We start from the raw sequence: 24,642 nt of genomic DNA, 5'->3' as shown, positions 1-24,642 counted from the left end.
AGTGCGAAAATTGTAGTTAAGGACATCGAGATTGGTCTTTTCTGTGATACTACTATGTTCAGAGGAATCAAACCTGATATGTACTATAATGATTTATGTGCAATAGTTGGAGAGCCCAATGAATACATATATATGAAAAGTTCAGATGAAGATAATCATAATCCATTGTATTATTTTAAAGAAGGTAAAGTAATGTGCTTCTGGTCAGGAAACAAAAGAGACAAGATGGGGACAATAGTGTATACACCATATCTTAACACTCACCTGCAAGTTGATGATGTTATCAAATTGCCTCTTAAAGATTATGATATTAATACTAATACAGAAAGAGTTAGTATTTACAAAGAAGACACTTTGTTTTTTATTATACATGTGAAGAATTTGGAGGTAAAAGATATTTCATATTTAATGATAAAAAAATGATATCGAGATTTGTCATGTTAAAAATCAATCTACATCACAACATAAACAGAAACATATATTTACTAGAGTTATGGGGTATAAAAAGAAATCGCCAAAAGGGATTCAATATGGTGACACGAAATTTTATCGGATAGCTAAAATCTGTCTATTAATATGGGTTTTGGTGTTCTTGATTTTGCCAGATTCCAGTAATAATGTAATTGTGAATGTATCATGTATAATTTGGCGAGCTATACCTTTTATTGCGATAGGTCTGTTTGTTTTATTGGTTATTACTGGTATATTATTGTATCAAACGAAGAATCATTTCCCGGATAGTTTTGGAAAATTGCCAAAATGGATAAAACAAATTGTGGATTAAACATAATTATGAGAAAAGTAGTTAAGTTTCTATTTATAATAACCTGTGCCTTGATCGTTTTATGTATCGGTATTATGTTGATTTGCAATAGAATTGTTGTTGGTAATGCAGACGGCAAAGCTTTTTCTGAGATAGACAGCATAAGACCTGCAAAAGTAGGATTATTGTTAGGAACAACTCCACAGGCTCGGTTGACTAAGGTTACAAACTATTTTTTCATTTATCGACTTGATGCAGCAGAACAGTTGTATAAAGCAAGGAAAATTGAGAAGATTCTAATTAGTGGCGATGAGGATAGTTTGGATGGCATCAATGAGCCTGAATGTATGATGGATTCGCTAGTAGCACGTGGTGTACCAGCTAGTGCAATTATTATGGATGGCAAAGGCTTTAGGACTATATGCTCTGTGATCAATGCAAACAAGGTGTATGGATTGAAGAGTTTTACAATTATATCCCAAAAGTTTCATAACGAGCGAGCAATATATCAAGCAGAACACCTTGGCCTTGATGTGAAGAACATACAAGCATACAACGCTAAGATGCCAACATCAAGAAGAGCCTATCTTACCAGTATTCGAGAATACTTCGCGAGAGTAAAGATGTTCTGGGATATTTTGAATTACGCGCCAGAAAAAAATCAGCCATTTAAAGCACAGTCAGAACCATGTGCCCCAAGAGATAGCATTGTCACTGTATATCTTGCGGTAATTGATGAGCCTATGGATGTCACAGGCCAGGATGTAGATGCTAAAGCCAAATGATGACACACTGTCGAACTTGCCACATCTGACATTTGACCACTATGACATTTTGCAAGACGCAATATGTGACTATAATATGATAGAAAAATCAACAAAAACCTTTTCACAAGCCTTGTGAAATATAGATTTTTGTAAAAAAGTAGTTAAAATCCCACAAAAATTCGTATCTTTGCATCGATTCTTGAAGTTTAAAATTGTCTAACCGGTATGAAACAGATAGAACGAGCCAGTATAATGAGAATTGTATCGGATATGGTTATAGCCGATGCAATTATTGACGTAAGAGAAATTGAGTTTATTAATAGTATCAAGAACAAATATTCCATCAAAAAAGAAGATGAAATACTTGGTGCGTCATATACTCTATCCGATGCTCTTTCTATATTAATCGATTCCACCGATAGTTTAAAGCAAGAACTAGTTGAGGGTTTGATCAATGTTTCTTTGTCAGATAACTATTGCTCTAGAGAAGAAGCTATACTATTGATTGCGATAAAAATTTGTCTATCCTCAACAGAACTATCAGCTAAAATCATTTCTATGAATACGTCAAACATATTCATAGAGCCTACTCAAATTTTATACGTGGAAAGTGAATTTGATAATGACATAAACTGGGAAATTAATGAAGCCTATCGAGAATTAAAAACAGAAATGCGATTGGCCGGCTTCGACTTTGTATATATACCCAAGATTGCTAATCATTATCGTTCGATAACAGCTTCAGAACTACTTCGGATAATAGAATTCCTTTATCCCAAAGCAAGCCTAGAGAGATTACAAACCGTAACAAAACAGTTACAGAACTTATCTACTTCAGAGTTTTGCAAAGACCAATTGTCAGGGAAATTGGGAGTTAAGGAATTTTCAAATGTAGCACCTTCTTTGATGATTAAAATCGGCGATTCTTTTGTTAACGACAAAAGAATTGCAAACTTTCTTATATTAGAGATAGATAAGAATGTATTAAATACCGTAAGGAATAGCGTAGACTATTTTTCTCATTATTATCAAACATCAAACATAAGTCGCTTAAAACAAGAAAAAGGCCGCTTCATATATACAGGATTCTATAAACAAATTTTTGACCTTTATATGCTCCAAAAAGGCGTTAAAAGTTCCGTTGTAATAGATATATATAGAAATGTCATAAGATTCCCTGAAGCTGATGTGCAAATGGAGAAATTGCATCGAAGAGAGAAAGCATTATACGCTCTGTTCCTTTTGGAATCAGCTAGTGGTGGTATCAACTTTGTTAAGCCAGAAACACCTCGACAATTCGCCAAATATAAGAAGAGAATGAGCGCTATCCAAACAAAATATAGGCTTATTTATCAAAAATTTGGAGGAGAAGCAGAAAATGCTCCTGATATCAGCATTCCAGAGATAAGACTGCCAATGATTGCATTAATAAAGAAACAACTAAAAGCACATGAAGAGGTTTTGTTCCATGTGGATGATTACATGATTCAACGCAATATGTTCGGCAATTATTGTGTAAACATACATCCTTCTCTTTGCTGTTGTTGTGGTTTAGACAATAAGGATGTCACAGCCTTGTCTGATTCAATTGAATGGCAAAAAATATCTGCCTTGTAACCTTGCAACTTTTTGACATAGAGTCTACTTTATATTAATTGTAACGTTAGCGTTTTAGCCAACATTACATTATTATATATTACCTTTGCATTTGAAATTTGAAACTATTGTATAATTTTTAATTTGTAGTTATTATGATTAATCTTGAAAAAGGACAGCGAATAAGCATGGACAAGGGGCTTTCTTTAGTTGGAGTTGGCCTCGGTTGGGATCCAAACGAAGGAACGGGTTTTGATTTTGACCTCGACGCAGCAGCTTTTATGCTTGGCTCAAATGGTCAGATCCCTTCTCAGGAATACTTTGTATTCTACAACAACATGAAATCTCCAGATGGTTCTGTAGAAACTACAGGCGATGATTTAACAGGCGGAAACTCAGACGGAGGCGATGACGAAACCCTCAACGTTGACCTCACAAAGGTAAGCTCTCAAATTCAAGAAATTGTGTTTACGGCTACAATTCACAAAGCAGAAGAGAGAAGACAGAACTTTGGACAGGTTCGTAATTCTTACATCCGCATTTATGATGCAAAGAAAAATGAAGAAATTGCTCGTTATGACCTAGATGAGGACTTCTCTATTGAAACAGCTGTTGAATTTGGCCGTCTCTATCGTCGTGGTGAAGAATGGAAATTTGAAGCTATTGGAAATGGAAGTAAAGGTGGACTCGAAACACTATGTAACAAATATGCAAAACAATTTATCTAAATCATGGCTATCAATCTAGTAAAAGGTCAGAGAGTAGGCCTGGATGCAGGTTTAACTCGGCTGAAGGTGGAAATGGGATGGAAGGTGAATCCCAACGCTATGCCTCCATATGATCTTGACGCTTCAACGTTCTTGTTAGGTGAGAATGGGCAAATATCAAACGAATTCGATTTTGTGTTTTATGGCTCACCCAATAAAACGACTGTCAATGGGGAGGAAAGGCCTTGTTCCGTTGATAAAAGTGTTCTTGGCTCTGTTGATGATTTAGGTGATGATGATGATGACACTGGAGAAGGTAATGAAGAAATAGAAGTGGACTTAACCAAAACATCACCATCAGTTAAGGAAATTCTCTTTACCGTCAGTATTTATTGGACTCCCTCTGATGAATATACTTTCTACGAGGAAGAGACATATGGCAAAAAATATCCAAACAAGCCTCGTATGAATTATAATTTCGGCCAGGTTCGTGATGCCTACATTCAAATAATTAATGCTGTTAATGGTGAAGTTATCTGCCGTTATGACCTTGATGAAGACTTTTCTACTGATAAAGGGGTGGAATTTGGTCGTCTCTATAGACGAGGTGCAGAATGGAAATTTCAGGCTGTTGGAGAAGCTCACAAAGATGGTTTAGAGCCGATTTGTAGGAAATACGCATCTAAATTCATGTAATTATGGCTATTGTACTTGAAAAATCAGGCGACAAGCATCGTATTAATTTAGAAAAAGGCAGTTTAACCAATGGAGAAATTATAATAAATCTCGATTGGAATCAGAAAGGAGACCATCCGATGGATTTAGATCTAGGGTGTTTCTATGAGCTACGAAGTGGAACAAAACGACTTATCGACGGCTTACAATTCTCGCATGGTCGCGGTGGTAGCAGAGACCAAAAAACAAACCAAGGCTCATATGATCACCATCCATACATATGGCATACTGGAGATGACCGCACAGGAGGATCAGGAGAAACAATCCTGGTCAATCCCAAAGGTATTAACGTCATTAAACGAATGACAATCTACACATTCATTTTTGACGGTGCGACAAAATGGTCAGAGACAAATGCCGTTGTCAAAGTCAAAGTTCCTGGACAGGAAGAAGTCGTCGTTGAAATGGGAACTCAATCAGAAAACAAAAGGTTTTGTGCAATAGCAGAACTTGTATTTGGCGGTGATAATTCCATTACGGTGAAGAAACTTGTAACGTTCCATGACAACCATAGTAACTGCGATGCAATGTACAATTGGGGATTCAAGTATAATGTTGGAAGTAAAGATTAACTTATAATGATTAACAATTATGGCTATTGTTCTAGAAAAAAAACTCGAAAAAGGTCAGAAGATCAACCTTGAAAAGGATGATGGTTCAAAAATGACAAAGTTTTGTGTGGGATGCAACTGGGGAATGATTGAAACCGGACGCACCGTTGAAGTCGTTGACAGCGAAGGATTCCTTGGCTTTGGCAGAAAGACGCATAGAGAAAAGGAAAAAATCGAAGTCGATCTTGATCTCAGTTGTATTATGGTAGATGAAAATGGAAACATATGTGACCATATTTATTCACCATTGTATCGTAAAGATTTCTTATCCCATTATGGTATGCCTATTGGAAAACTTGACTCTTCAGATCGTGCATTGCATCATACAGGAGATGACCGCCAGGGTGATGCAGATGGCGATGACGGATTAGACAACGAAATTATCACGGTTGATCTAGGCCGTGTTAATAGCAAAGTCCATCAAATTTTCTTTTTCCTCAACAATTGTGGAAAAGAAGATTTTTCACAGATTCCTTATGCAGCTATTAGAATGTTTGAAGGTACTCCTGACCGACCCCCAAAACAGGTTTTCGCATCGTATGATGTTGCTGCGGAGTCACAATACAAAGGAAAACTCGCTCTTATCATGGGCAAGTTGTATCGCAGAGGAAATGATTGGAAATTTGCAGCCATTGGAGATGCCTTTGAAGATCAGAATCTCTGTTTGACAATTAGACGTATTCTTACCTCATACGCAAAATGAGAAGATTACCAGTCTATCTCAACTTAGTTAAATAACATTTTAATAACATTAAATATTTTTTTAATATGCGAAGATTACCAGTTTATCTTTTGCTTGACACTTCGGGTTCAATGTTTGGCGAGCCCATCGAAGCTGTAAAAAATGGTGTTCAGACTCTCATCTCCACATTGCGCAGCGATCCTTATGCATTGGAGACTGCATTTATCAGTATCATTACGTTTAACTCTTCAGCCCAGCAAGTAACTCCTCTTACAGAATTGGCTTCCTTTCAGCAGCCAAACATTGACGCAAGTGGATGCACAGCTCTTGGCGGTGCCCTTAGTCTTCTGGCTCAGAAAATTGATACAGAAATAACCAAAACCACAAACGACGTAAAGGGCGACTGGCGTCCTTTGGTATTCATCATGACAGATGGTGAGCCTACAGACAGCCTCACACAAGGTCTTGCAGAATTTAAGAAACGTAAATGCGGTATGGTTGTTGCATGTGCAGCTGGACAAGGTGCTAATACCAATACGCTGAAACAAATAACCGAGAATGTTGTGCAACTTGATACGGCTGATAGTGCAACTATTAAAGCCTTCTTCAAGTGGGTTTCTGCTTCTATCAGTACCAGCAGTAAATCAATTGAAGATACTGCATGCGAAACGACTACAATGAGCGAGTTACCGCCACCACCTCCAGAAGTCAACATTGTAGTTTAATTTAATATATATAATCACCTCTCCGAATGGCATTTAATGCCATTCGGAGATAAAATATTTTAATATGTCAGAATATGATATTGACAAACTTAACAGTCCCATTCAAGAAGACACCATAACGAATGTCCCGAATGAAGTTGAAAAAAAGCCAAATTATTTAATGGCATTTCTCGCAGGATTCGGTGCAAGCGTAATTGTTGGAATTGTTATAGCATTAATAGGAATGTGGACAGAATCCGAATACATGATAGTTCTGTGTATAGGCGCTGTCATTGTCGCTTCTGTTATTAAACATTTCGTACCTCGCAAATCAATTGGTGGAGCCATTATTGGAGCGATTTTAACGCCCGCTACATATTTTATATATCAAACCATGATGGCATTTAATGGTTATTACTATGAGAAGGATGGCGACACATGGTTCTGGTTCCTCTTAATTGGAAGCGTAATTTTAGGAGGGTTTATGGGATACAATAATGATGATGAATAAATTATGGCGAGAAGATTACCAGTTTATATATTAATAGATACATCAGGTTCTATGAAAGGTGAACCTATAGAGTCAGTAAAGGTCGGTTTGGCTGATATGATTGCTACGCTCAGGCTTGATCCATACGCATTGGAAACTGCGTGTATAAGTATCATAACTTATAATAGTAAGGTTGAACAAATAGTGCCGCTTACTCCTCTTGAAGACCTGCAATTACCTGACATTGTTGTACCTGAGTCTGGTGCGACTTTTATGGGAGCAGCACTAAACTTGCTTTGTGAACGTTATGATGCTGAAGTAAACATTGGCTCTAAAGAACAAAAGGGTGATTGGATGCCTTTGCTGTTTGTTCTAACTGACGGAAAGCCTGCAGACTTACAAGCTTACAATGAAGCTATTGTAAAAATTAAAAAACATCAGTTTACAAACATTGTCGCATGTGCTGCTGGGCCAAAAGCAAAGATAGATCCATTAAAAAAACTTACCGATAATGTATTTACGTTAGACACGATGGACAGTAATACCTTCAAGAAGTTCTTCCAATGGGTTTCTATTAATGTGATAGGAGGCGGAAAGACAATGGGCATCGTCGATCCTGTAGATTTACCTGCCCCACCGCCTGAAGTGAATCTGGTTATTTAATAGCATTTAATTAGATATTATGAAGATAGAGTATTTAGAAGACTGGACTATTGAAGAGTTAGAGGCAGACATTGCCAAAGGCGGAAAATTCGTGATATTTACATACGCGATATCAATTATATTGGCAACCTTTAGAAGACCTAGTGACATCTTCTATATCAAGTCTAATGAGTACACTATTGCTAATGGGTGGCCATATTTTCTCATTAGCCTCTTTCTCGGATGGTGGGGATTCCCCTGGGGACCGGTTTATACTATTCAAGCCCTATGGTATTCATTTACTGGTAAAAATGTTACGGAAGACATAAAAGACGAAGTAATGCTCCATATGAGGTCTGGTAATCCTGTTGGTTATGATACTGAAAAATTAATGAATCAATGAATTGCAAGATTGTAGGATATGAGTATAAGATTTTGGAGGTTCAACTATCTCCAGGTGAATCCTTTTATGCAGAACGAGGCAGTATTGTGTATGTAGAAGAGGGATTACAACGAGAAGTGGAATTCAATGGAAGCAACTCGGGTGGTGGGCTCGGCAACATTATTGGAGGTGTATTGAAATCCGCATTGTCAGGTGAATCCATACTTGTCATACGTTTCACCAATCCTACAACTCTTACAAAAAAAATGGTTTTATCAGGAAGCTGTTGCGCACTATTGCCAATTAAGCTTGAAGGAGAGAATCTTATCTGTAGAAGAGGTCATTATGTAGCTTCTACAAATAAGGTAAATCTAAATTTAAACATTAACCTACAAGGAATACTCGGAGGAGTCGGATTCTTCCAAAAAATCGATGGGAAAGCTACAGTTTTTCTTGACTCGTTAGGGTCACCCCTCGAAAGAACGTTGAATAATGGTGAGACTATTGAGGTAGATGAAAACCACATCATTGCCCTTCAAGGATTCCATACTTCTCAAATTCAAGCAGGATGGTCTGTTGGCAATGTCCTCAGAGGAGAAGGATTAAGTCTTATGAACATCACTGGTCCTGGAAAGGTCTATTTGAGTCCATTACCAATTATTATTCGTACACAATGACAAAAAATAAAGTATTCATATTAGTTGACTGCTCCGGTTCAATGAGTGGAGAACCAATTCAACAAGCAACGTTACTTGTAAACGAATTGGTAAAATCACTATGTAACAATTCTAACTCACGTAAAGCAAAAGCATCAATTATAACATATAATATGGAAGTTAAGGAAGGCGTTGCCATGAGTCCCGTTACTTCCGTAAAAGCCGCTTCTATCAATGAAGAATGTAGCGGCCCCAAGAATTTGGGGAAGGCAATTAAATACGTTAATGATTCCTCCCCCGAAAGCAAACTTATATTTATTATTACAAAGGGTAAGCCTTCTGATGTTCAACTCTACAATGAGCAGATCAAGCTATGTAAAAACAATAATGATGACATCATCGTTTTACACGGCAATATTGACAAATATGGTGACACATTTAATGAAACAGCCAAAATTGTTTCACCTTGGGATAGTGTAAATTTTCCAGAAATCATCAAGGTTTTATTCGGAGGGAAGGAAAAGACATCATCAGATGGTCGTGATCTTCTTCAAGAACCGCCCAAAGTAATAGAGATCCAAATTGAATAACAAAATGTATTAAGCAAATGATTAGACCAATAATCATATTATTAGACAACACTATTGAAATGGCAAGGTATTCATCGTGCCTTAGAGATTCAATTGTTGAAATTGTGAATTATTGTCGCACTAATCCATATATGCTTGATAACGAGATTTCATTCATATCTTTTGATGGCAAGACCTTATATAATACCTCAATCGAAAAATTTGAAGAAGGCCATATTTATCTAAGGACTTCTTCAAGTGTTACCTTAGATGGTGGTTTTTGTTCAATACTAAATCAATCTACGAATGAACAGAGAAAAGAGTTTTTGATAATTATAACCTGTGGTAATAGTACCCAAATCCAACCTTCAACAATAAGTAAGTTTAAAGATTCTTATATTCCTTTTGTTGTCGTGTGCTTAGAACAAAAAAGTGGTTGTAACTGGGTTGAAATGCTCACGAACAACCCTAGAATTTTTTACACTCCTCTTTCAAAGGATAATCTCAACAACATGTTTGTTGTTCCCACCTTTTATATTAATGACAATAGAGATCCCAATTATATAGCAACTGTTTAAAAACCCTCATATGAGAAAGCAATTGGTTTATTTAATAGCAGATACTTCAGGTTCGATGAGAGGTGAGCCTATTAAAGAAGTTTGGAATCTATATGGTGGTATTATAGATGTTTTAAAGCATGATCCATTCGCATTGGAAACAGCATATGTCAGCATCATAAATTATGCTTGCGATGTTGAAATGACTCCTTTTCGTGAAATTTCATCTTTTGAAATGCCTGAACTTCCACATATTACATCAGGACCGAAAAACTGTGGACAAGCATTGGAAAAACTTTTGGAAAGCTACAAAAACGATTATGTGGAAGAAAGCCCATACCAAAAGGGAGATTGGACTCCTATAGTCTTTCTGGCAACTTATGGGACTCCCTCAGACATTGCAGTGTTTAATCATGCAGTCAAAAAAATAAAAAAAAGTGGGTCTAAACTTATTATTTATTTGTTGCATGGAGATGAAAAGAAGACAGAACCTTATCATTCTCTCACTGAAAATATTTATTCTTTAAAAGAATTTGATGCTTCTTTCGTAAAAAAAATATTATTGTGGTCATTAGATATAGAATGCGAATACATTCATGATGATTCTATAGAATTTTCACCAGAAGGGGTTAATAATGATTCTACAGAAATTCCCCCTCCACCACCAGAAGTTAATATCGTTTTATAAATATAACAATTATAATTAAAAGTTAAAATATTATGCGTAGACTTCCCATTTATTTCCTCATTGATGTATCAGAATCAATGGCCGGAGAACCCATCCAACAAGTACAGGATGGTATGAGATCCATAGTACAAGAACTGCGTACCGACCCTTATGCACTTGAAACTGCATTCATTTCGGTCATCGTCTTTGCCGGTAAAGCAAAGTCCCTCTCCCCTCTAACGGAACTATACAAGTTCTATCCACCAACATTTCCAATAGGTGGAGGAACATCGCTTGGCGCTGCCCTGAATTATCTAATGGATGACATGGATAAAACGTTGGTAAAAACGACTCTTGACAAAAAAGGAGACTGGAAACCCATTATCTTCCTATTTACGGATGGAACACCTACAGATGACCCAACTTCAGCGTTTGCTAGATGGAATCAGAATTATAAACGTTCTGCCAACATCGTTGCTATATCCATAGGTGATAATGTTAATACTCAACTGTTAGGGCAGGTCTCTGATAATGTTCTCAGGTTGAACACTACCGATGAAGCTTCTTTTAAAGCTTTCTTCAAATGGGTAACTGCATCCATCAAAGCAACAAGCGTATCTGTTACAGACATGGGAGATGACAGTGTACAACTCGCACCGACAACAGGTATAAACCTAGAAAAAGTTGATACAAGTAAGCCTTGTTTAGTTGATGAAAACTTCGCTGTCTTACTTGGAAAATGTTCCAATACGAAGAAAACATACCTTGTTAAGTATGCAAAAAGGATTGCGGGCATTGAAGGGTTGGAAGAATTAGGGATTAAAGGCATTGATTACAAACTTGTAGGTGCATACCCTGTTGATGAAGAAACATACAACAGTTTAAGTGAAGGAAAATCAAATCGCAATATAAACACGATGTCCTTACGCGGCGTTCCAACATGCCCATGTTGTGGAAACCAACTTGGAGTCGTTGTTTGTGAATGTGGAAACATCATGTGCTCTGACGGCAACACATCGTCTTGCCCTTGGTGTGGTATGGAAGGCTCACTTGGTGAGATAGCAGAAGGTGGCATGAACATCACTAGAGGTCGAGGATAAGTTATGGACATAGAAAAAATAATCAATCTCCTCATTAACGAAAAGGACGAGAACAAGGCTGAAGGCTTTATAAAGTTCCTGTCTGAGAAGTTATGGGGGTATTATAAGGAATATCTCATGAACAAAGAGACCATAGGAAAAGAAGAAGTTAGTCGTTGGCATTTTGACTTGCCTAATGCGAAAGAAAATTCGTATTATGAGACAACAGGAAAAGTCCAACCATTACAAGATTCACATCTTGAAGGAGTTGAAGTGCAGATTTTGCAAGTTAACGGTCTTAGCAAAGAAATACATGGACTTGATGTTGAAATTGCAGAAGATGGTAAGAGTTTCCGAATATCAGGAACACCAACACTTGATTCTTTCAGAAAAGATGGGGCTACTGCGGAATCAACATTCGAGCTTACTATTATATACAAATTTATTGGCATTGACCTTCCTGATGCTGATAGACCAAAACTTGAACTTAAAGTTCCGTTTGTGATAAACCAGGATCCACGAAAACTGTGGAAGAATCTGGATGTTGATTGGGAAAACATGCCCGACCCCAAATATATTAACGAAGATACTCAGGCTGAATATATTAAAGTCAAATCTCTTGAAGACGGAACTCCGCAGAAAGATATTGTAGCTGCAAGCAAACGTGGCCGCTCTCATGCGCAAGAGGCAAAGCCTCGTGATGATCATTTCAAGATGTACCACGATGACAATACAAACTGGTATGTCATGGCAGTTGCTGATGGAGCTGGCTCTGCAAAGTTCTCTCGACAAGGTTCGAAAATTGCCTGTGATACAGTTATAGAACATTGTAAGAACGAACTATCTAATAGTGAGAGATTTGAAGAAGATATCAATCTGTGGCATCTTGACCAGCGTTCTGAAGAAGCTGGAAAAATGATTAGCGCAGACATCTATCGTATTGTAGGTAATGCGGCCTATAAAGCTCATAAGGCAATTGTAGAAGAAGCGAAGGCTACAGGAAACCCAACAAAAACCTATGCGACTACACTTCTACTTGCCATTTGCAAAAAATTCGAGTTCGGATGGTTTGTTGCATCATTCTGGGTAGGTGATGGAGCTATGTGTTTATATGATAAAGAGAATCATACATCTACGTTATTAGGAGTTCCTGACGAAGGGGAATATGCAGGGCAAACCAGATTCTTGACTATGCCTGAAATATTCAACGACACAAACGAATTCTACAAAAGGCTGAAATGTAAAATCGTTCCTGATTTTACTGCGCTATTCTTGATGTCTGATGGAGTTAGCGATCCTAAATTTGAGACTGATGCCAATCTCAACAACCCGGACAAATGGGATGAACTTTGGGATGATTTGCAAAACAACCCAGAACATCCAGTCCATCTGTCAGATGATAATGAAGAATCTAAAAACGAGCTTTTAGACTGGCTTGATTTCTGGTCACCAGGTAATCATGATGACAGGACAATAGCAATACTATATTAAAGATAAAGGTACTATGGCAAATAAAGTAACCCTCACGGTGAAAGCAATATCACCTAATGCGCCTTTTCCTGGTAATACAGTTGAGTTTTATGACGAAATTAAAGCTCAAGGAGGTGTAAAAGATGTATATTTTAGTTGCGATAAAAAATATGTAGTTGCATTTTATCGTAAGAAGTTAGATGCTAACGATAAGGAACGTCTCAATAGAATAGTTAGCCAGTATTATGCCCATATTTTTGACGGGACAAGTGTTGGCGATTATTGGAAAGAGAAACTTTACCTACCTTATGGAATTGTGGAATGGAATGGCCGAATAGGCGTACTAATACCATTCTATAGTAGTGACTTCTTTTTTCATAAAAATGGATTTAATCTTGACGGGAAAGAAAAGAACGGGAAATGGTTTGCATCAGCAAAGTTAAGGAAAATGGCACTGCCAGATGACCAAAAAGGCGATTGGCTGAAGCATCTTAATATGTGTATTAAAATTGCTAGGGCAACACGCCGTCTGCATGCTGCGGGTTTGGCACATTCTGACTTATCGTTTAATAATGTATTAGTTGACCCTATAACGGGAAATTCATGTTTAATTGACTTAGACGAAATTGTAGTCAGAGGGCTTTTCCCACCAAGTGTGATAGGAACACCAGGATTTATTGCTCCTGAAGTAATGGCAACAAAAAGATTGCCAGTCGGTGATCCAAATAAAAAGTTTCCCTGTATAGAAACCGACCGTCATGCTTTGGCTGTTTTAATCTACATGTATCTTCTATATAGACATCCTCTTACCGGACGTAAAGTTTGGGATTTAGATCCTGAAAAAGATGAAGAACTATCAATGGGAGAAAAAGCAGTCTTCATAGAGCATCCCACAAATAACATAAACAGGGTAAGAGCCTCTGATTTGCGTCCTAGTGAATTGCCATTTGGAGATCCAAGCAAGATGCCTTATACTATTTGTGGCCCTTATTTAAAGGAATTATTTGACAAGGCATTTATTGATGGACTCCATAACCCATCAGCTCGACCAACAGCGCAAATGTGGGAAGATGCATTAGTAAAGACAACAGATTTGGTACAACCCTGTCAGAATCCGTCATGTCATGCCCATTGGTATGTGTTTGACAATACAACCAAGCCTAAATGTCCTTTTTGTGGGACAGAATACAAAGGGCAGTTGCCAATTTTGAATTTTTATTTTTCACCTAGACCTGGAAAGTTTATGGATGAAAAATATCGTTTAATGGTGTATGACAATCAAACACTATACATGTGGCATGTGAATCGATTCGTCTCTGCAAATGAAAAGATAACGCCAGAAAACAGGAAACCTGCAGGTGACTTTCATTTTCACAACAACCAGTGGATTCTTATCAACCGCCGTCTGAACAGCATGTATGAGATACTTCCTGATGGTAATAAGCAACAGATTCCCGTTGGTGGTTTTGTTGCCTTAACAAACGGAAAGAACATACTCCTTTCGACAGAAGATGGTGGCAGACTTGTAAATGTACAACTTGTGAACAATTAAATATGATAAAAGATCAATGCAACAAATGTGCCAATAGTAGTCATTGCTCAGAAATAAGGGTTTATGACAGCAATAGTTGTCCCCTTTATCGACGTGGCATAGATTTGGAAAAGCATCCATCTGCTCCTGCCAATGACAGCTCTGTTCAGCCGACAAATATACAAGCACCAGATAATAGCATTTCTAATCCTACCAGTAGTGATTCGTTCATACATTATACGTCCATGTTTTCAAGGCCGTTTTCATTCAAAGGTCGAATACGCAGAACTGAATTTGGAATTAGTTTGCTTATTTTCTGGACATGGGCTCTTTTCGTAAATATTTGGGCTAATAGTCCTAATGTGGACGGAGGCAGTGCAATTATTGTACTACTAAGTTACATCCCTGCATTTTGGTTTTATTGGGCACAATTCTGTAAAAGATTCCATGACAGGGGTAAATCTGGCTGGGAGTTCTTCTTCCTATTGATTCCCTTTTATAATCTATATGTTCTAATCATGTTAATATTCGCTGACGGGGATATAGGTGACAATGAATATGGAACAGATCCCAAGGGAAGAACTTGCTAAAATAAATTATGAATATATATATAATAAGGAATAATCAACGGTATGGGCCATATGATGAGCAAACCTTGCTTTCATATGTCAATGATGGGCAAATATTAAAACAAGACCGTGCAATAGACACCAATAGCAATCAAGAATATACTGTAGGTTTCTATTTGAAGAAATTAGGTCTAAAGCCACATGTTAAAAATAAGGGGAATATTTTTACTCAGTTATCTGCCATTGGCTCGGAATTAATATTTCCTAAGACTGCATTGTTTTCAAAGCAATTCATGTCTGACCAAAGATTTCTCATATTAGCCTTAGTTGGATTGCTTCCAATGGTCATTATGAATATTCCTTTAGGCGGATTATTTCTATTCTATGAGGTTTCATTATATTTCTCCATCATCTGGGGACTATTCTTTTATGCAAGTTTTAAGACTCCACAAGTTAAATTGAAAACGACCTTAGCTGTGTTTTTCATAACTCAGATATGCGTCTTTATCGTATGGGATATATTCGGGTTGCCTGCACTCAATCCCTTTTATGCTTTATGCAATGCCTCCTTCCCTATTAGTTTGGGGGGATTCACTTTGGGAGTTGGTATAACCGAAGAACTTGCCAAGATGGTACCGTTACTAATTATACTGAAAAAAGCTGATGAACCTCTGATACCGCAGACAATGGTTTTTTACGGTCTGATGTCTGGCATTGCATTTGGTGTTTATGAAGGTGTCCAATATCAAGTAACTGTCAATGCAGAACAACAATACGACATTTCTTTCTTCCTAAATATTGCGAGACTTACAAGTTTACCATTCTTACACGCATGTTGGTGTGGTATAGCAGGATACTTTCTTTCCTTCTCTGAACTATACCCAAAATATAGATGGGGATTACGTGTTCTAGCTCTTTTCATTCCGGCGTTGATACATGGACTATATGATTCTATAGCAAACTACCCAATTATTCCACTGATTCTTGTGTTCTTTGGGCTGATGCTTTTAACTATATATTTAAAGCAAGGAATTAACTATCAATCAAAATTGAGAAAATAATGATAATACAGTCGTTTGTATTTAATAGAAATCAAGTAAATACATACATAGTTTCCGATGAAATAACAAAGGAAACTATGATAATAGACTGTGGTTGCACTTCTCAGGAAGAATTTAATAAAATCGTAAGTTATGTAAATGAGAATAAATTGAGTTTAAAATACAGTTTTTGTACTCACTTGCATTTTGACCATATGTTCGGTATCAATTACATATACGACAAATATCATATCATGACTAAGGCTTGTATTCTTGACTATGATCTTTTAGAATGGAATAAGCTTTGTTGTGTATTAATGGGATTAAGCAACGAGGAAAAAGAACTGCTATCAACAGAACACATTCAATGGATAGAGGAACCATATGAGAAATTGATGATTGGAGATAATGTATTCTCTGTCATTCCAACCCCTGGACACTCGCCTGGAAGTATTTCATTTCACTGTGAGTCAAAGAAAGTCATCTTTTGTGGTGATGTACTCTTTAAAAACGGACAAGGTAGAACTGATTTTGACGGAGGAGATTCTTCTACCTTAAAATATAGCATAGAATACATATTAAACCTAGACAAGGATACATTGGTATTACCTGGTCATTATCAACCATTTAGGGTTAAGAACAGATTACCATGTAACCTTGCAACAAAAAAATAGATATGGGATATGAAAGTATTGCAATATTAGAGAAAATATACAAAGACGATAAAGAATGCGTATCTTTGCACCATCAAAAGTAATAATTTAAAATTCAAAAGATGAAAAAGGTTTTATTTATTTTCGCACTTGTGATTGGTTTCGTTCTGAACATGAATGGACAAAGTTGGTATTCTAACTCTGGCAATAGTTCCAGAAGCACCTACCAAACCTCGGCTACTGCTTCTCTTACTATTATGAATCGCTCTAGTTACACTCTAACTGTCAAAATCATGAAGACAGGTGGACGTGGGTTGTATCAGACAGTTTCAATTTCTCCCAAATCTTCAAGTACAGTATCATTCTACAGTTCTGATACATTCTTTACAAAGACCAAGGCATCCAAGGGATTGGAAACTTTATACAAAAAGTCTGGTATGTTTTCGATACAATGTGATGAAGAAGGTTATTCTCAGGCTACGCTAGAGTTTTTTGTTAGTTCTGGTGGCGGTGGAACAGGCCAAGGTATCTCTAAGGCCGAATTTGAAAGTAATAAATAATTATTGGCATGAACAAGAGCCTTCCAATAATATTTGTAATTCTGTTTTGGGGCCTTTTTTATATTGGTCTTACATATGATGGAACTGGAGAAATCATAGCAATTGTTATAACCCTATTAGTTGTAGTATACTTATTATTCAGCCTTAAAGGATGGATTAAGAAAGAAGTTAATAGAATCAATTAAGATATAATGAAGACAACAGATAAATTTTTGTTTGCCACAGCTTTTATCTTGCTAGTTGGGCTATTATTATACATAAATGCGATTGCAATATTAAAGATTGCTATTTCTCTAATTACGATAGGAATTATTCTATATTGGAAAATATTCCCTTACAAGAACCAATTATATCCTAAGTATGCCAAAATCATGGATTCAGTAAGTATCTTTCTTACCCCAATATTGCAATTCTTTAATAAGATACCCAATGTTAGACTGGGTGATAAGTTATTTGTTGATACTAAGTATTTGGTTCTTTGCTCGATATTGCTTTTTATATTGGTTTTACTCTAAAATATAAATAATATGAAGAAAATTAGGATTACACTTATAGTTTTTATTGTTATAGTTCTTTCGATAGCGTTCTTCCATTGGTTTATGGCTGTAGAACGAATTGATGCCGGATGTGTTGGAATCAAGGTTAATCTGGTTGGTAACGAAAGAGGTGTTGCCGACATTACAGAGTGTTCCGGATGGGTTGTATATATGCCCTTATTTACTGAAATACACGAGTTCCCTGTTTACACTCAGGTCAAAGATTATGATCCATTTGCAATTAATGCAAAAGATGGTTCTGAGTTTACCGTTGATCCAACCTTTTCATATAAGGTAAATGCAATAAAAGTACCAGACATATTTCGGAATTTCAGGAGAGGTCTACCTGAACTTGAAAACACTTATTTGCGTAATGTTATTATGGATTGTTATAGAAATGTGGCGAACTTATATCTATCTGATTCGCTGATTAGTCACCGCCCACAATTTGAAGCTGCCGTTCAAACGATGATAGTAGAGCAATTAAAAAAAGAAGGGTTTGAGTTTCAGCAACTCACTTCTAATTTAAATGCCCCCCAATCACTTAAAGATGCTATTGATGCCAAGAATAAAACTACACAGGAGGCGATACAATCAGAGAACAAGTTACGTAAAGCAGAGGCAGAAGCTAAAGCAAAGATAATAGCAGCCGAAGCTGAGAAAAAAGCAAATGATCTTAAGGCATCCGCTTTAACACCTTTAATTATACAGCAAATGTATATTGAAAAATGGGATGGAAAGCTTCCCACTTATGGCCAGGTTCCTCAATTGTTTCAGAATATAACAAAATAGGGACACATACAATTATTGATAGACACGTTTATATATATGTCTAAATGCATAATCGTATTCCAAATTCTTTTGAAGTAACATTAATTTTTTAAATATGAAACAGAATCATTACACAGGCTTGACCGATGCACAGGTGCTCGAAAGCCGCAAAAAGTATGGTGAAAACCGATTGACACCGCCAGAGAAAGAATCTCTTTGGAAATTGTATTTTGAGAAATTTGAAGATCCATTGATCGTAATATTGATGGTTATCGGTTTCTTCGCTATTGGAGTATCTTGTTACGAATATTGGGGATTAGGAGAAAAATTTGCTGTTTTCTTTGAGCCGATTGGAATCTTTGTTGCGATTCTATTGGCAACTGGTCTCGGATTCTATTTCGAGTTGAAGGCACAAAAAGAGTTTACCCTTCTGAATCAAGTGAACGATGAAGAGATTGTCCTAGCCATTCGAAATGGAAATGTCGTAGAAGTTCCCAAATGCGATATTGTTGTTGGTGACATCTTGGTACTTCAGACTGGTCAAGAGATTCCTGCTGATGCAAAACTATTGGAAGCCGTTAGTTTGAATGTTGATGAGTCATCCCTTACAGGTGAACCTGTTCATGCCAAGACTACCAATGAGGCAGAGTTTGATGCTGAAGCTACGTATCCTTGCAATCAGATATATCGTGGTACCCAGATTATGGAAGGTCATGGTTATGCCGAAGTAATAGCTGTCGGAGACAACACTGAAAACGGAAAAATCATGCAATCTCTTGTTGGTGCAGACTTTGATGACGAAGAAGAGGATGATGACGCATTGGAAGAGCTGGATGAGAAGCAGAAAAGGGCTGTCAAGCTACAAAGAAAGAATAAGGTGTCTAAGAAAGTTAAGACTCCGCTTAATGAGCAGCTGGACGGGCTCAGTGATCTCATCACGAATATCAGTTACGTATTTGCTGGCTTGATTATTGTTGGTAAACTGCTTGTCTATTTTGACTGGGCATTACCTGTATGGGCTTTGATCATTCCTACTGCTATTTTCTTCTGGCTTGTTATTAAGAAGTTTGAAGATTTCAGCAAATGGCAATGTATGACGACAATCGTTGTGTTCTTCGCCATATTTATAGGAGCAGTCATCGGACTACATAACTTGCTTTTACCAGAAGCAGAAATGTCTCATCTGATGGCATATTCTTTGGAAACAATTATGATTGCCGTAACATTGGTTGTTGTCGCTGTTCCTGAAGGATTACCTATGGCTGTGTCTCTTTCTCTTGCAAATTCTATGAGAAAGATGCTTAAGACGAATAATCTTGTTCGTAAGATGCATGCTTGTGAGACCATGGGTGCAACTACTGTTATTTGCACGGATAAGACAGGTACTCTTACTCAGAACCTGATGCAGGTAAAAGAAAGTGTTATTGATGAGGATGCTTTTGTTTTTGAAGCAATGGCTGTCAATTCTACTGCTTCTCTTGATTTCTCTGAGGGAAAGCCCCATGCCATCGGTAATCCAACGGAGGGAGCTCTTCTTCTTTGGCTCTATAACAAGAAACAGAGTTACCAAGAATTACGCGAAGCTACTAGCCGTATAGCTGAAGTCCCATTCTCAACAGAAAGGAAGTATATGGCAACAATGGTACAGTCTGGCGTAAAAGAAGGAAAGAAAGTACTTTATGTTAAAGGTGCTCCTGAAATAGTCATTGGATTGTGCAAGCACATGCCAGCGAACCATAGCAAGGAAGAATATGAGAAAACGCTTCTTGACTATCAGAAAAAAGCTATGAGAACCCTTGGCTTTGCATATCAGATCATTGAAGATGGTAAGACAGGCATTGAAAACGGAAAACTTGTTGCTGATGATTTAACCTTTATGGGTATCGTTGGCATTGAAGATCCAATTCGTGAGGACGTAAAGGATGCTGTCGAGAAATGTCTGCATGCGGGTATTGACGTTAAGATTGTAACTGGTGATACAATTGCAACGGCTCGTGAGATTGGTCGTCAAATCGGAATTTGGAAGGATTCATATACAGATCGCAACATAATTGACGGACGTACTTTTGCTTCATTATCAGAGAAGGAACTGTTAGAACGAGTTAATGACCTTAAGATTATTGCTCGTGCTCGTCCTATGGACAAGAAGAGGCTTGTTGAAGCATTGCAAGCAAAAGACCAAGTTGTTGCTGTAACAGGTGACGGAACTAATGATGCTCCGGCACTTAATGCTGCCCATGTTGGTCTGTCAATGGGTGCTGGTACTAGTGTAGCAAAGGAGGCCAGTGACATTACTATTATTGATAACTCATTTGCTAGTATTGCCCGTGCTGTAAAATGGGGACGCTCGCTCTTCCAGAACATACAGCGTTTCTTGCTGTTCCAGCTTACTGTCAATGTGGCGGCTTGCTTCTTGGTTCTTTGTGGCGCTTTTATGGGAACAGAATCACCATTAACAGTTACACAGATGTTGTGGGTGAATCTTATCATGGACACTTTCGCTGCATTTGCATTGTCTGCTCTGCCTCCAACCGATAGAGTAATGAATGACAAGCCAAGAGACAGAAAAGCCTTTATTCTGGATAAGTCAATGCTTGCAAATATCATTGGCGTTGGTGGCTTCTTCTTTGTATTATTACTTGGATTCCTCTATATTTTCCAGCACAGTGATATTCAGCAGCTCACAGATCTTGCATCACTGTCACTTTCTGCAGAGAAGAATGCAGTGACACCATATGAGTTAACACTGCTCTTTACCATTTTTGTGATGACTCATTTCTGGTATATGTTCAATGCAAGAGCATATAAGAGTGGAGGAAGTGGCCTTAATCTTAAAGGATGTGATGGCTTTATAACAATCACCATTATAATTCTTGTGGGTCAGATTCTTATTGTTCAAGCTCCGTTCCTTAACAGTTTCTTCAACGTGGTTCCTCTTAAGTTGGTAGATTGGGGAATTATAATTGTTGGCTCTGCTCTTGTTATGATTATCCGTGAATTGTTCGCTTTATTAAAGAAAATCTAAAATGTAGAGTTATGAAGACATTAGAAGAATTGAAAAAAGACTTATTGGCAGATGGTATTATCGATGCTAATGAAGTAAAAGAACTTGAAGATGTCCTGTATGAGGATGGTGTTATTGACAAAGATGAAGCAGACTTTCTCTTCGATCTCAATGATGCTGTAACAGGTAAAGCAAATGATCCTTCATGGGAAGATTTCTTTATCAAAGCTATAACATCATTTGTACTTGATGACGAAACAAGTCCTGGAGAAATTGATGACGATGAAGCTCAGTATCTTTATGACAAGATTAAAGGTGACGGTCAAGTTGATGGTACGGAAAAGGCTCTCCTGCTGAACATTAAGAGCAAATCTAAGAACTTCCCGAAGATTCTGGAAGAACTTCTCTGATATATCGAAGGATTAGAGGCACTTTTTGAGTGCCCTCTAATCCTTGATAAATAGTTCGAAATTACAAACTAAATCTATTAATATATACTATTATGTTTAAGGCTCCTTTTTACTCAAACGGAAGAATAGGAAGAATTGAATATATACTATCCATCTTGATCTTTTTGGGAGGTGATTTGATCTGTAATGTTACATTGGGGTCACCTAGTAAAAATGGTGCCTATGCAGTTATATTGATAGTCCTTTGGGTTTTCATGTTAATGCAAGGAGCTAAGAGGTGCCATGATATTGGTAATTCTGGTTGGTGGCAACTTATTCCTTTTTATTTTATATGGCTTATGATTGCCAAAGGTGATGAAGGAGAAAACGAGTATGGTGATCCACAGTGATGAGCCTATAATATATATACCATTCAAGTTATTAGTTAGAAAGAATAAACAAATATGATTATGAAATCAAAGTTATTATTCATTATATGCTTCTTGTGTTGTATAGATGCAGCAATGTCTCAAAACGTAAAACGCCCAGATTCGTATAACTACCAACGCGGTGTGGAAGCTATACAAAATGATAACCCACAAGAAGCATTAGAGTATCTTAATAAAGATATTTCAGAAAATCCCAAGAATGGCTATTCTTTCTCATGGATAGCTATGATAAGACTTCAAAATGAAGAATATGGAAAGGCTCTAACGGCTGCAGATCTGGCAATCAAATATTTGCCTAAAAAGGATACTGAGTATGTGATCTTTGCTTATTCGACCAGAGCTAATGTGTATCTTTGTTTAGAGGATACAATAAAGGCAATGAGCGACTATACTACGGCAATCCGTATTAAGCCCGACCAAAGCAGTCTTTACGATAAACGTGCCCAAATATATTTTGAGCAAGAGAAATACGAATTGTCTGATGCTGATTACCGAAAAATGACAGAATTAAATCCTGGTGATGTGATGGGGTACATGGGATTGGGACGTAATGCGCTTCGACAGCATCATCTAGATGATGCCATTTCCCAATTTAATCATGTCGTCAAATTGGAAGATAGATATTCATCTGGATACTCTTTTAGGGCAGAAGCAGAATTAGAGAAAGAAATGTGGAATGAGGCTACCAATGACTTAATAGCAGCAATGCAATGTGAATGGGATAAAAAGGCTGTTTATCACATGACGGGATTAAAAGAGCCTGCGTTTACTATGATGGTGTCAAAGTTAAAGATACAAGCCGCAAAAGCACCAAATGAAAATACTTGGTCTTATCTTGCGGGATTGATGTACGAACAAGATAAGAAATATAATAAAGCAATAGAATTATACAAGGACGCAAACAAAAAAGACGCTTCACCTTCCATTTATCGGAGAATTTCTGACTGTTACTACGAGTTAGGGGCATACGATGATGCCTTAAGGAATATTAATCAGTCTCTTAACATAGATAGTACGGACTTGTCTAATATGGCAAAGAAGGCAAATATTTATTATGAAATGGGTGATGCGAAGTCCGCTATTGCAGAATGGGATAAGGTTCTGACTCTTCAACCAGAATATGGTTTCGGTTATTACAGGCGAGGGTGGTTTAAAGAATTGGATGGCGATATGGATGGTGCTATCGAAGATCTGTCTATGGCTATAGTTCTTGACCCAGAGGAATCATATGCTTATGTAAGCAGAGGTGACGTTTACCAAAAACAAGGTAAAACCCAACTTGCTGAAGCTGATTTCAAGAAGGTGATTGAGTTAGAAGATTCACCTGAGAAATATAGTTGTGTACATTATGCATATCAGGGACTAGGGATGTATGATAAGGCAGTTGAAGCTATAGACAGTATCATAGCGAGAGACGAAGATCGTTCTGGCAGCTATTATGATGCTGCATGCCTATATTCACGAATGAAGGACAAAGACAACGCATTAAAGTGCTTGGAAAAATCACTAGAATTGGGATATATGCGATTTGCCCATATCGAACGAGATTTTGACATGGACTTCATCAGAAGCACAGAGGAATATAAGGCGCTTATTCATAAATACAAGACAGCTCACGAGCAAAGCATTAACTCAGACTCAGGTTCTGCATCAAATAAAGAAATGGTTACTACGGAAGTCCCATTCACAAAGGAGAGTGGCATCTGTAAGGTGAAATGTAATGTAAATGGACTCCCATTGCACTTTGTTTTTGATACAGGTGCTAGTGATGTGACTATCTCAATGGTAGAGGCAACTTTTATGATGAAGAATGGATATTTGAACGGCAATGATGTTGTAGGCAGTCAGAGATATATGGATGCTAATGGAGATGTAAGTGTTGGCACCATTGTCAATATAAAAACTGTCAATTTTGGCGGTCTGGAATTGAATAACGTTAGAGCTTCAGTTGTGCGTAATCAAAAAGCGCCACTTCTTTTAGGCCAAAGTGTCCTTGGCAGACTTGGTAAAATTGAGATTGACAATAGCAAGAACGTTTTAAAAATTACGCACAGTAAATAATT

At 37.3% G+C, this 24,642-nt stretch carries 27 protein-coding genes; all 27 read left to right on the top strand.

From position 1 onward, the window contains the following. Positions 1-54: 54 nt before the first annotated feature. Entirely contained in the window at positions 55-423 is a 369-nt protein-coding gene (locus BUB86_RS03205) for a hypothetical protein (RefSeq protein WP_175549393.1), read from the top strand. 336 nt (positions 424-759) lie between these two features. After that, positions 760-1,548 carry a vancomycin high temperature exclusion protein gene (locus BUB86_RS03195; protein WP_073205272.1) on the top strand — a complete coding sequence of 263 codons (789 nt, stop codon included), beginning with the start codon at positions 760-762 and terminating at the stop codon, positions 1,546-1,548. Between the two features lie 207 nt (positions 1,549-1,755). After that, positions 1,756-3,147, top strand: coding sequence for a hypothetical protein (locus BUB86_RS03190; protein WP_073205269.1), 1,392 nt, complete (start codon positions 1,756-1,758; stop codon positions 3,145-3,147). A 134-nt stretch (positions 3,148-3,281) separates the two neighbouring features. Then, positions 3,282-3,854, top strand: coding sequence for a TerD family protein (locus BUB86_RS03185; RefSeq protein WP_317041753.1), 573 nt, complete (start codon positions 3,282-3,284; stop codon positions 3,852-3,854). Between the two features lie 3 nt (positions 3,855-3,857). Beyond that, positions 3,858-4,529, top strand: coding sequence for a TerD family protein (locus tag BUB86_RS03180; protein ID WP_073205263.1), 672 nt, complete (start codon positions 3,858-3,860; stop codon positions 4,527-4,529). 2 nt (positions 4,530-4,531) lie between these two features. Continuing rightward, positions 4,532-5,140, top strand: a complete 609-nt coding sequence (locus BUB86_RS03175) for a stress protein (protein WP_073205260.1) — start codon at positions 4,532-4,534, stop codon at positions 5,138-5,140. A gap of 19 nt (positions 5,141-5,159) precedes the next feature. Continuing rightward, positions 5,160-5,882: a TerD family protein gene (locus tag BUB86_RS03170; protein ID WP_073205257.1), complete on the top strand. Its 723-nt coding sequence runs from the start codon at positions 5,160-5,162 to the stop codon at positions 5,880-5,882. A gap of 65 nt (positions 5,883-5,947) precedes the next feature. Beyond that, positions 5,948-6,586, top strand: coding sequence for a vWA domain-containing protein (locus tag BUB86_RS03165; protein WP_073205253.1), 639 nt, complete (start codon positions 5,948-5,950; stop codon positions 6,584-6,586). 64 nt (positions 6,587-6,650) lie between these two features. Continuing rightward, positions 6,651-7,076 carry a hypothetical protein gene (locus BUB86_RS03160; protein WP_073205250.1) on the top strand — a complete coding sequence of 142 codons (426 nt, stop codon included), beginning with the start codon at positions 6,651-6,653 and terminating at the stop codon, positions 7,074-7,076. Positions 7,077-7,079: 3 nt separating this feature from the next. After that, positions 7,080-7,718: a vWA domain-containing protein gene (locus BUB86_RS03155; RefSeq protein ID WP_073205246.1), complete on the top strand. Its 639-nt coding sequence runs from the start codon at positions 7,080-7,082 to the stop codon at positions 7,716-7,718. 19 nt (positions 7,719-7,737) lie between these two features. Then, entirely contained in the window at positions 7,738-8,100 is a 363-nt protein-coding gene (locus BUB86_RS03150) for a hypothetical protein (RefSeq protein WP_081373062.1), read from the top strand. Further along, positions 8,097-8,756 (top strand): AIM24 family protein, encoded by a 660-nt coding sequence (locus BUB86_RS03145; protein ID WP_073205238.1) that lies wholly within the window; start codon positions 8,097-8,099, stop codon positions 8,754-8,756. Before BUB86_RS03150 ends, BUB86_RS03145 begins: the two co-directional genes overlap by 4 nt. Continuing rightward, positions 8,753-9,325 carry a vWA domain-containing protein gene (locus tag BUB86_RS03140; protein ID WP_073205235.1) on the top strand — a complete coding sequence of 191 codons (573 nt, stop codon included), beginning with the start codon at positions 8,753-8,755 and terminating at the stop codon, positions 9,323-9,325. Before BUB86_RS03145 ends, BUB86_RS03140 begins: the two co-directional genes overlap by 4 nt. Positions 9,326-9,342: 17 nt before the next feature. Next, positions 9,343-9,882: a hypothetical protein gene (locus BUB86_RS03135; protein ID WP_139261351.1), complete on the top strand. Its 540-nt coding sequence runs from the start codon at positions 9,343-9,345 to the stop codon at positions 9,880-9,882. A gap of 10 nt (positions 9,883-9,892) precedes the next feature. After that, complete coding sequence (locus tag BUB86_RS03130) at positions 9,893-10,549, top strand: vWA domain-containing protein (protein WP_073205229.1); 657 nt, start codon at positions 9,893-9,895, stop codon at positions 10,547-10,549. Between the two features lie 32 nt (positions 10,550-10,581). Next, the gene (locus BUB86_RS03125; protein ID WP_073205226.1) at positions 10,582-11,628 is read left to right on the top strand and encodes a TerY-C metal binding domain-containing protein; all 1,047 of its coding nucleotides are present in this window, start codon (positions 10,582-10,584) and stop codon (positions 11,626-11,628) included. Positions 11,629-11,631: 3 nt separating this feature from the next. Next, positions 11,632-13,098, top strand: a complete 1,467-nt coding sequence (locus BUB86_RS03120) for a PP2C family serine/threonine-protein phosphatase (RefSeq protein ID WP_073205223.1) — start codon at positions 11,632-11,634, stop codon at positions 13,096-13,098. 13 nt (positions 13,099-13,111) lie between these two features. After that, positions 13,112-14,629, top strand: a complete 1,518-nt coding sequence (locus BUB86_RS03115) for a helix-hairpin-helix domain-containing protein (RefSeq protein WP_073205219.1) — start codon at positions 13,112-13,114, stop codon at positions 14,627-14,629. A 2-nt stretch (positions 14,630-14,631) separates the two neighbouring features. Next, positions 14,632-15,198: a DUF805 domain-containing protein gene (locus BUB86_RS18210; protein ID WP_081373060.1), complete on the top strand. Its 567-nt coding sequence runs from the start codon at positions 14,632-14,634 to the stop codon at positions 15,196-15,198. 8 nt (positions 15,199-15,206) lie between these two features. After that, a complete protein-coding gene (locus BUB86_RS03105; RefSeq protein ID WP_073205216.1) occupies positions 15,207-16,238 on the top strand; it encodes a PrsW family glutamic-type intramembrane protease in 1,032 nt (343 codons plus the stop codon). Next, the gene (locus BUB86_RS03100) at positions 16,238-16,891 is read left to right on the top strand and encodes an MBL fold metallo-hydrolase (RefSeq protein ID WP_073205213.1); all 654 of its coding nucleotides are present in this window, start codon (positions 16,238-16,240) and stop codon (positions 16,889-16,891) included. The genes BUB86_RS03105 and BUB86_RS03100 overlap by 1 nt, the downstream gene beginning before the upstream one ends. 101 nt (positions 16,892-16,992) lie before the next feature. Then, complete coding sequence (locus BUB86_RS03095) at positions 16,993-17,430, top strand: hypothetical protein (RefSeq protein WP_073205209.1); 438 nt, start codon at positions 16,993-16,995, stop codon at positions 17,428-17,430. Between the two features lie 527 nt (positions 17,431-17,957). Further along, positions 17,958-18,758, top strand: a complete 801-nt coding sequence (locus tag BUB86_RS03085; protein WP_073205201.1) for an SPFH domain-containing protein — start codon at positions 17,958-17,960, stop codon at positions 18,756-18,758. Between the two features lie 94 nt (positions 18,759-18,852). Beyond that, positions 18,853-21,762, top strand: a complete 2,910-nt coding sequence (locus BUB86_RS03080; protein WP_073205196.1) for a cation-translocating P-type ATPase — start codon at positions 18,853-18,855, stop codon at positions 21,760-21,762. Positions 21,763-21,773: 11 nt separating this feature from the next. After that, positions 21,774-22,151 carry a hypothetical protein gene (locus BUB86_RS03075; protein WP_073205193.1) on the top strand — a complete coding sequence of 126 codons (378 nt, stop codon included), beginning with the start codon at positions 21,774-21,776 and terminating at the stop codon, positions 22,149-22,151. Between the two features lie 92 nt (positions 22,152-22,243). Further along, positions 22,244-22,540, top strand: a complete 297-nt coding sequence (locus tag BUB86_RS03070) for a DUF805 domain-containing protein (protein ID WP_073205189.1) — start codon at positions 22,244-22,246, stop codon at positions 22,538-22,540. Between the two features lie 54 nt (positions 22,541-22,594). Then, the gene (locus tag BUB86_RS03065; protein WP_254795080.1) at positions 22,595-24,640 is read left to right on the top strand and encodes a TPR end-of-group domain-containing protein; all 2,046 of its coding nucleotides are present in this window, start codon (positions 22,595-22,597) and stop codon (positions 24,638-24,640) included. Positions 24,641-24,642 lie beyond the last annotated feature (2 nt).

It is taken from the genome of Xylanibacter ruminicola, from assembly GCF_900142525.1.
Taxonomy (GTDB): domain Bacteria; phylum Bacteroidota; class Bacteroidia; order Bacteroidales; family Bacteroidaceae; genus Prevotella; species Prevotella ruminicola_A.
This window is presented reverse-complemented; position numbering and strand designations above follow the sequence as displayed.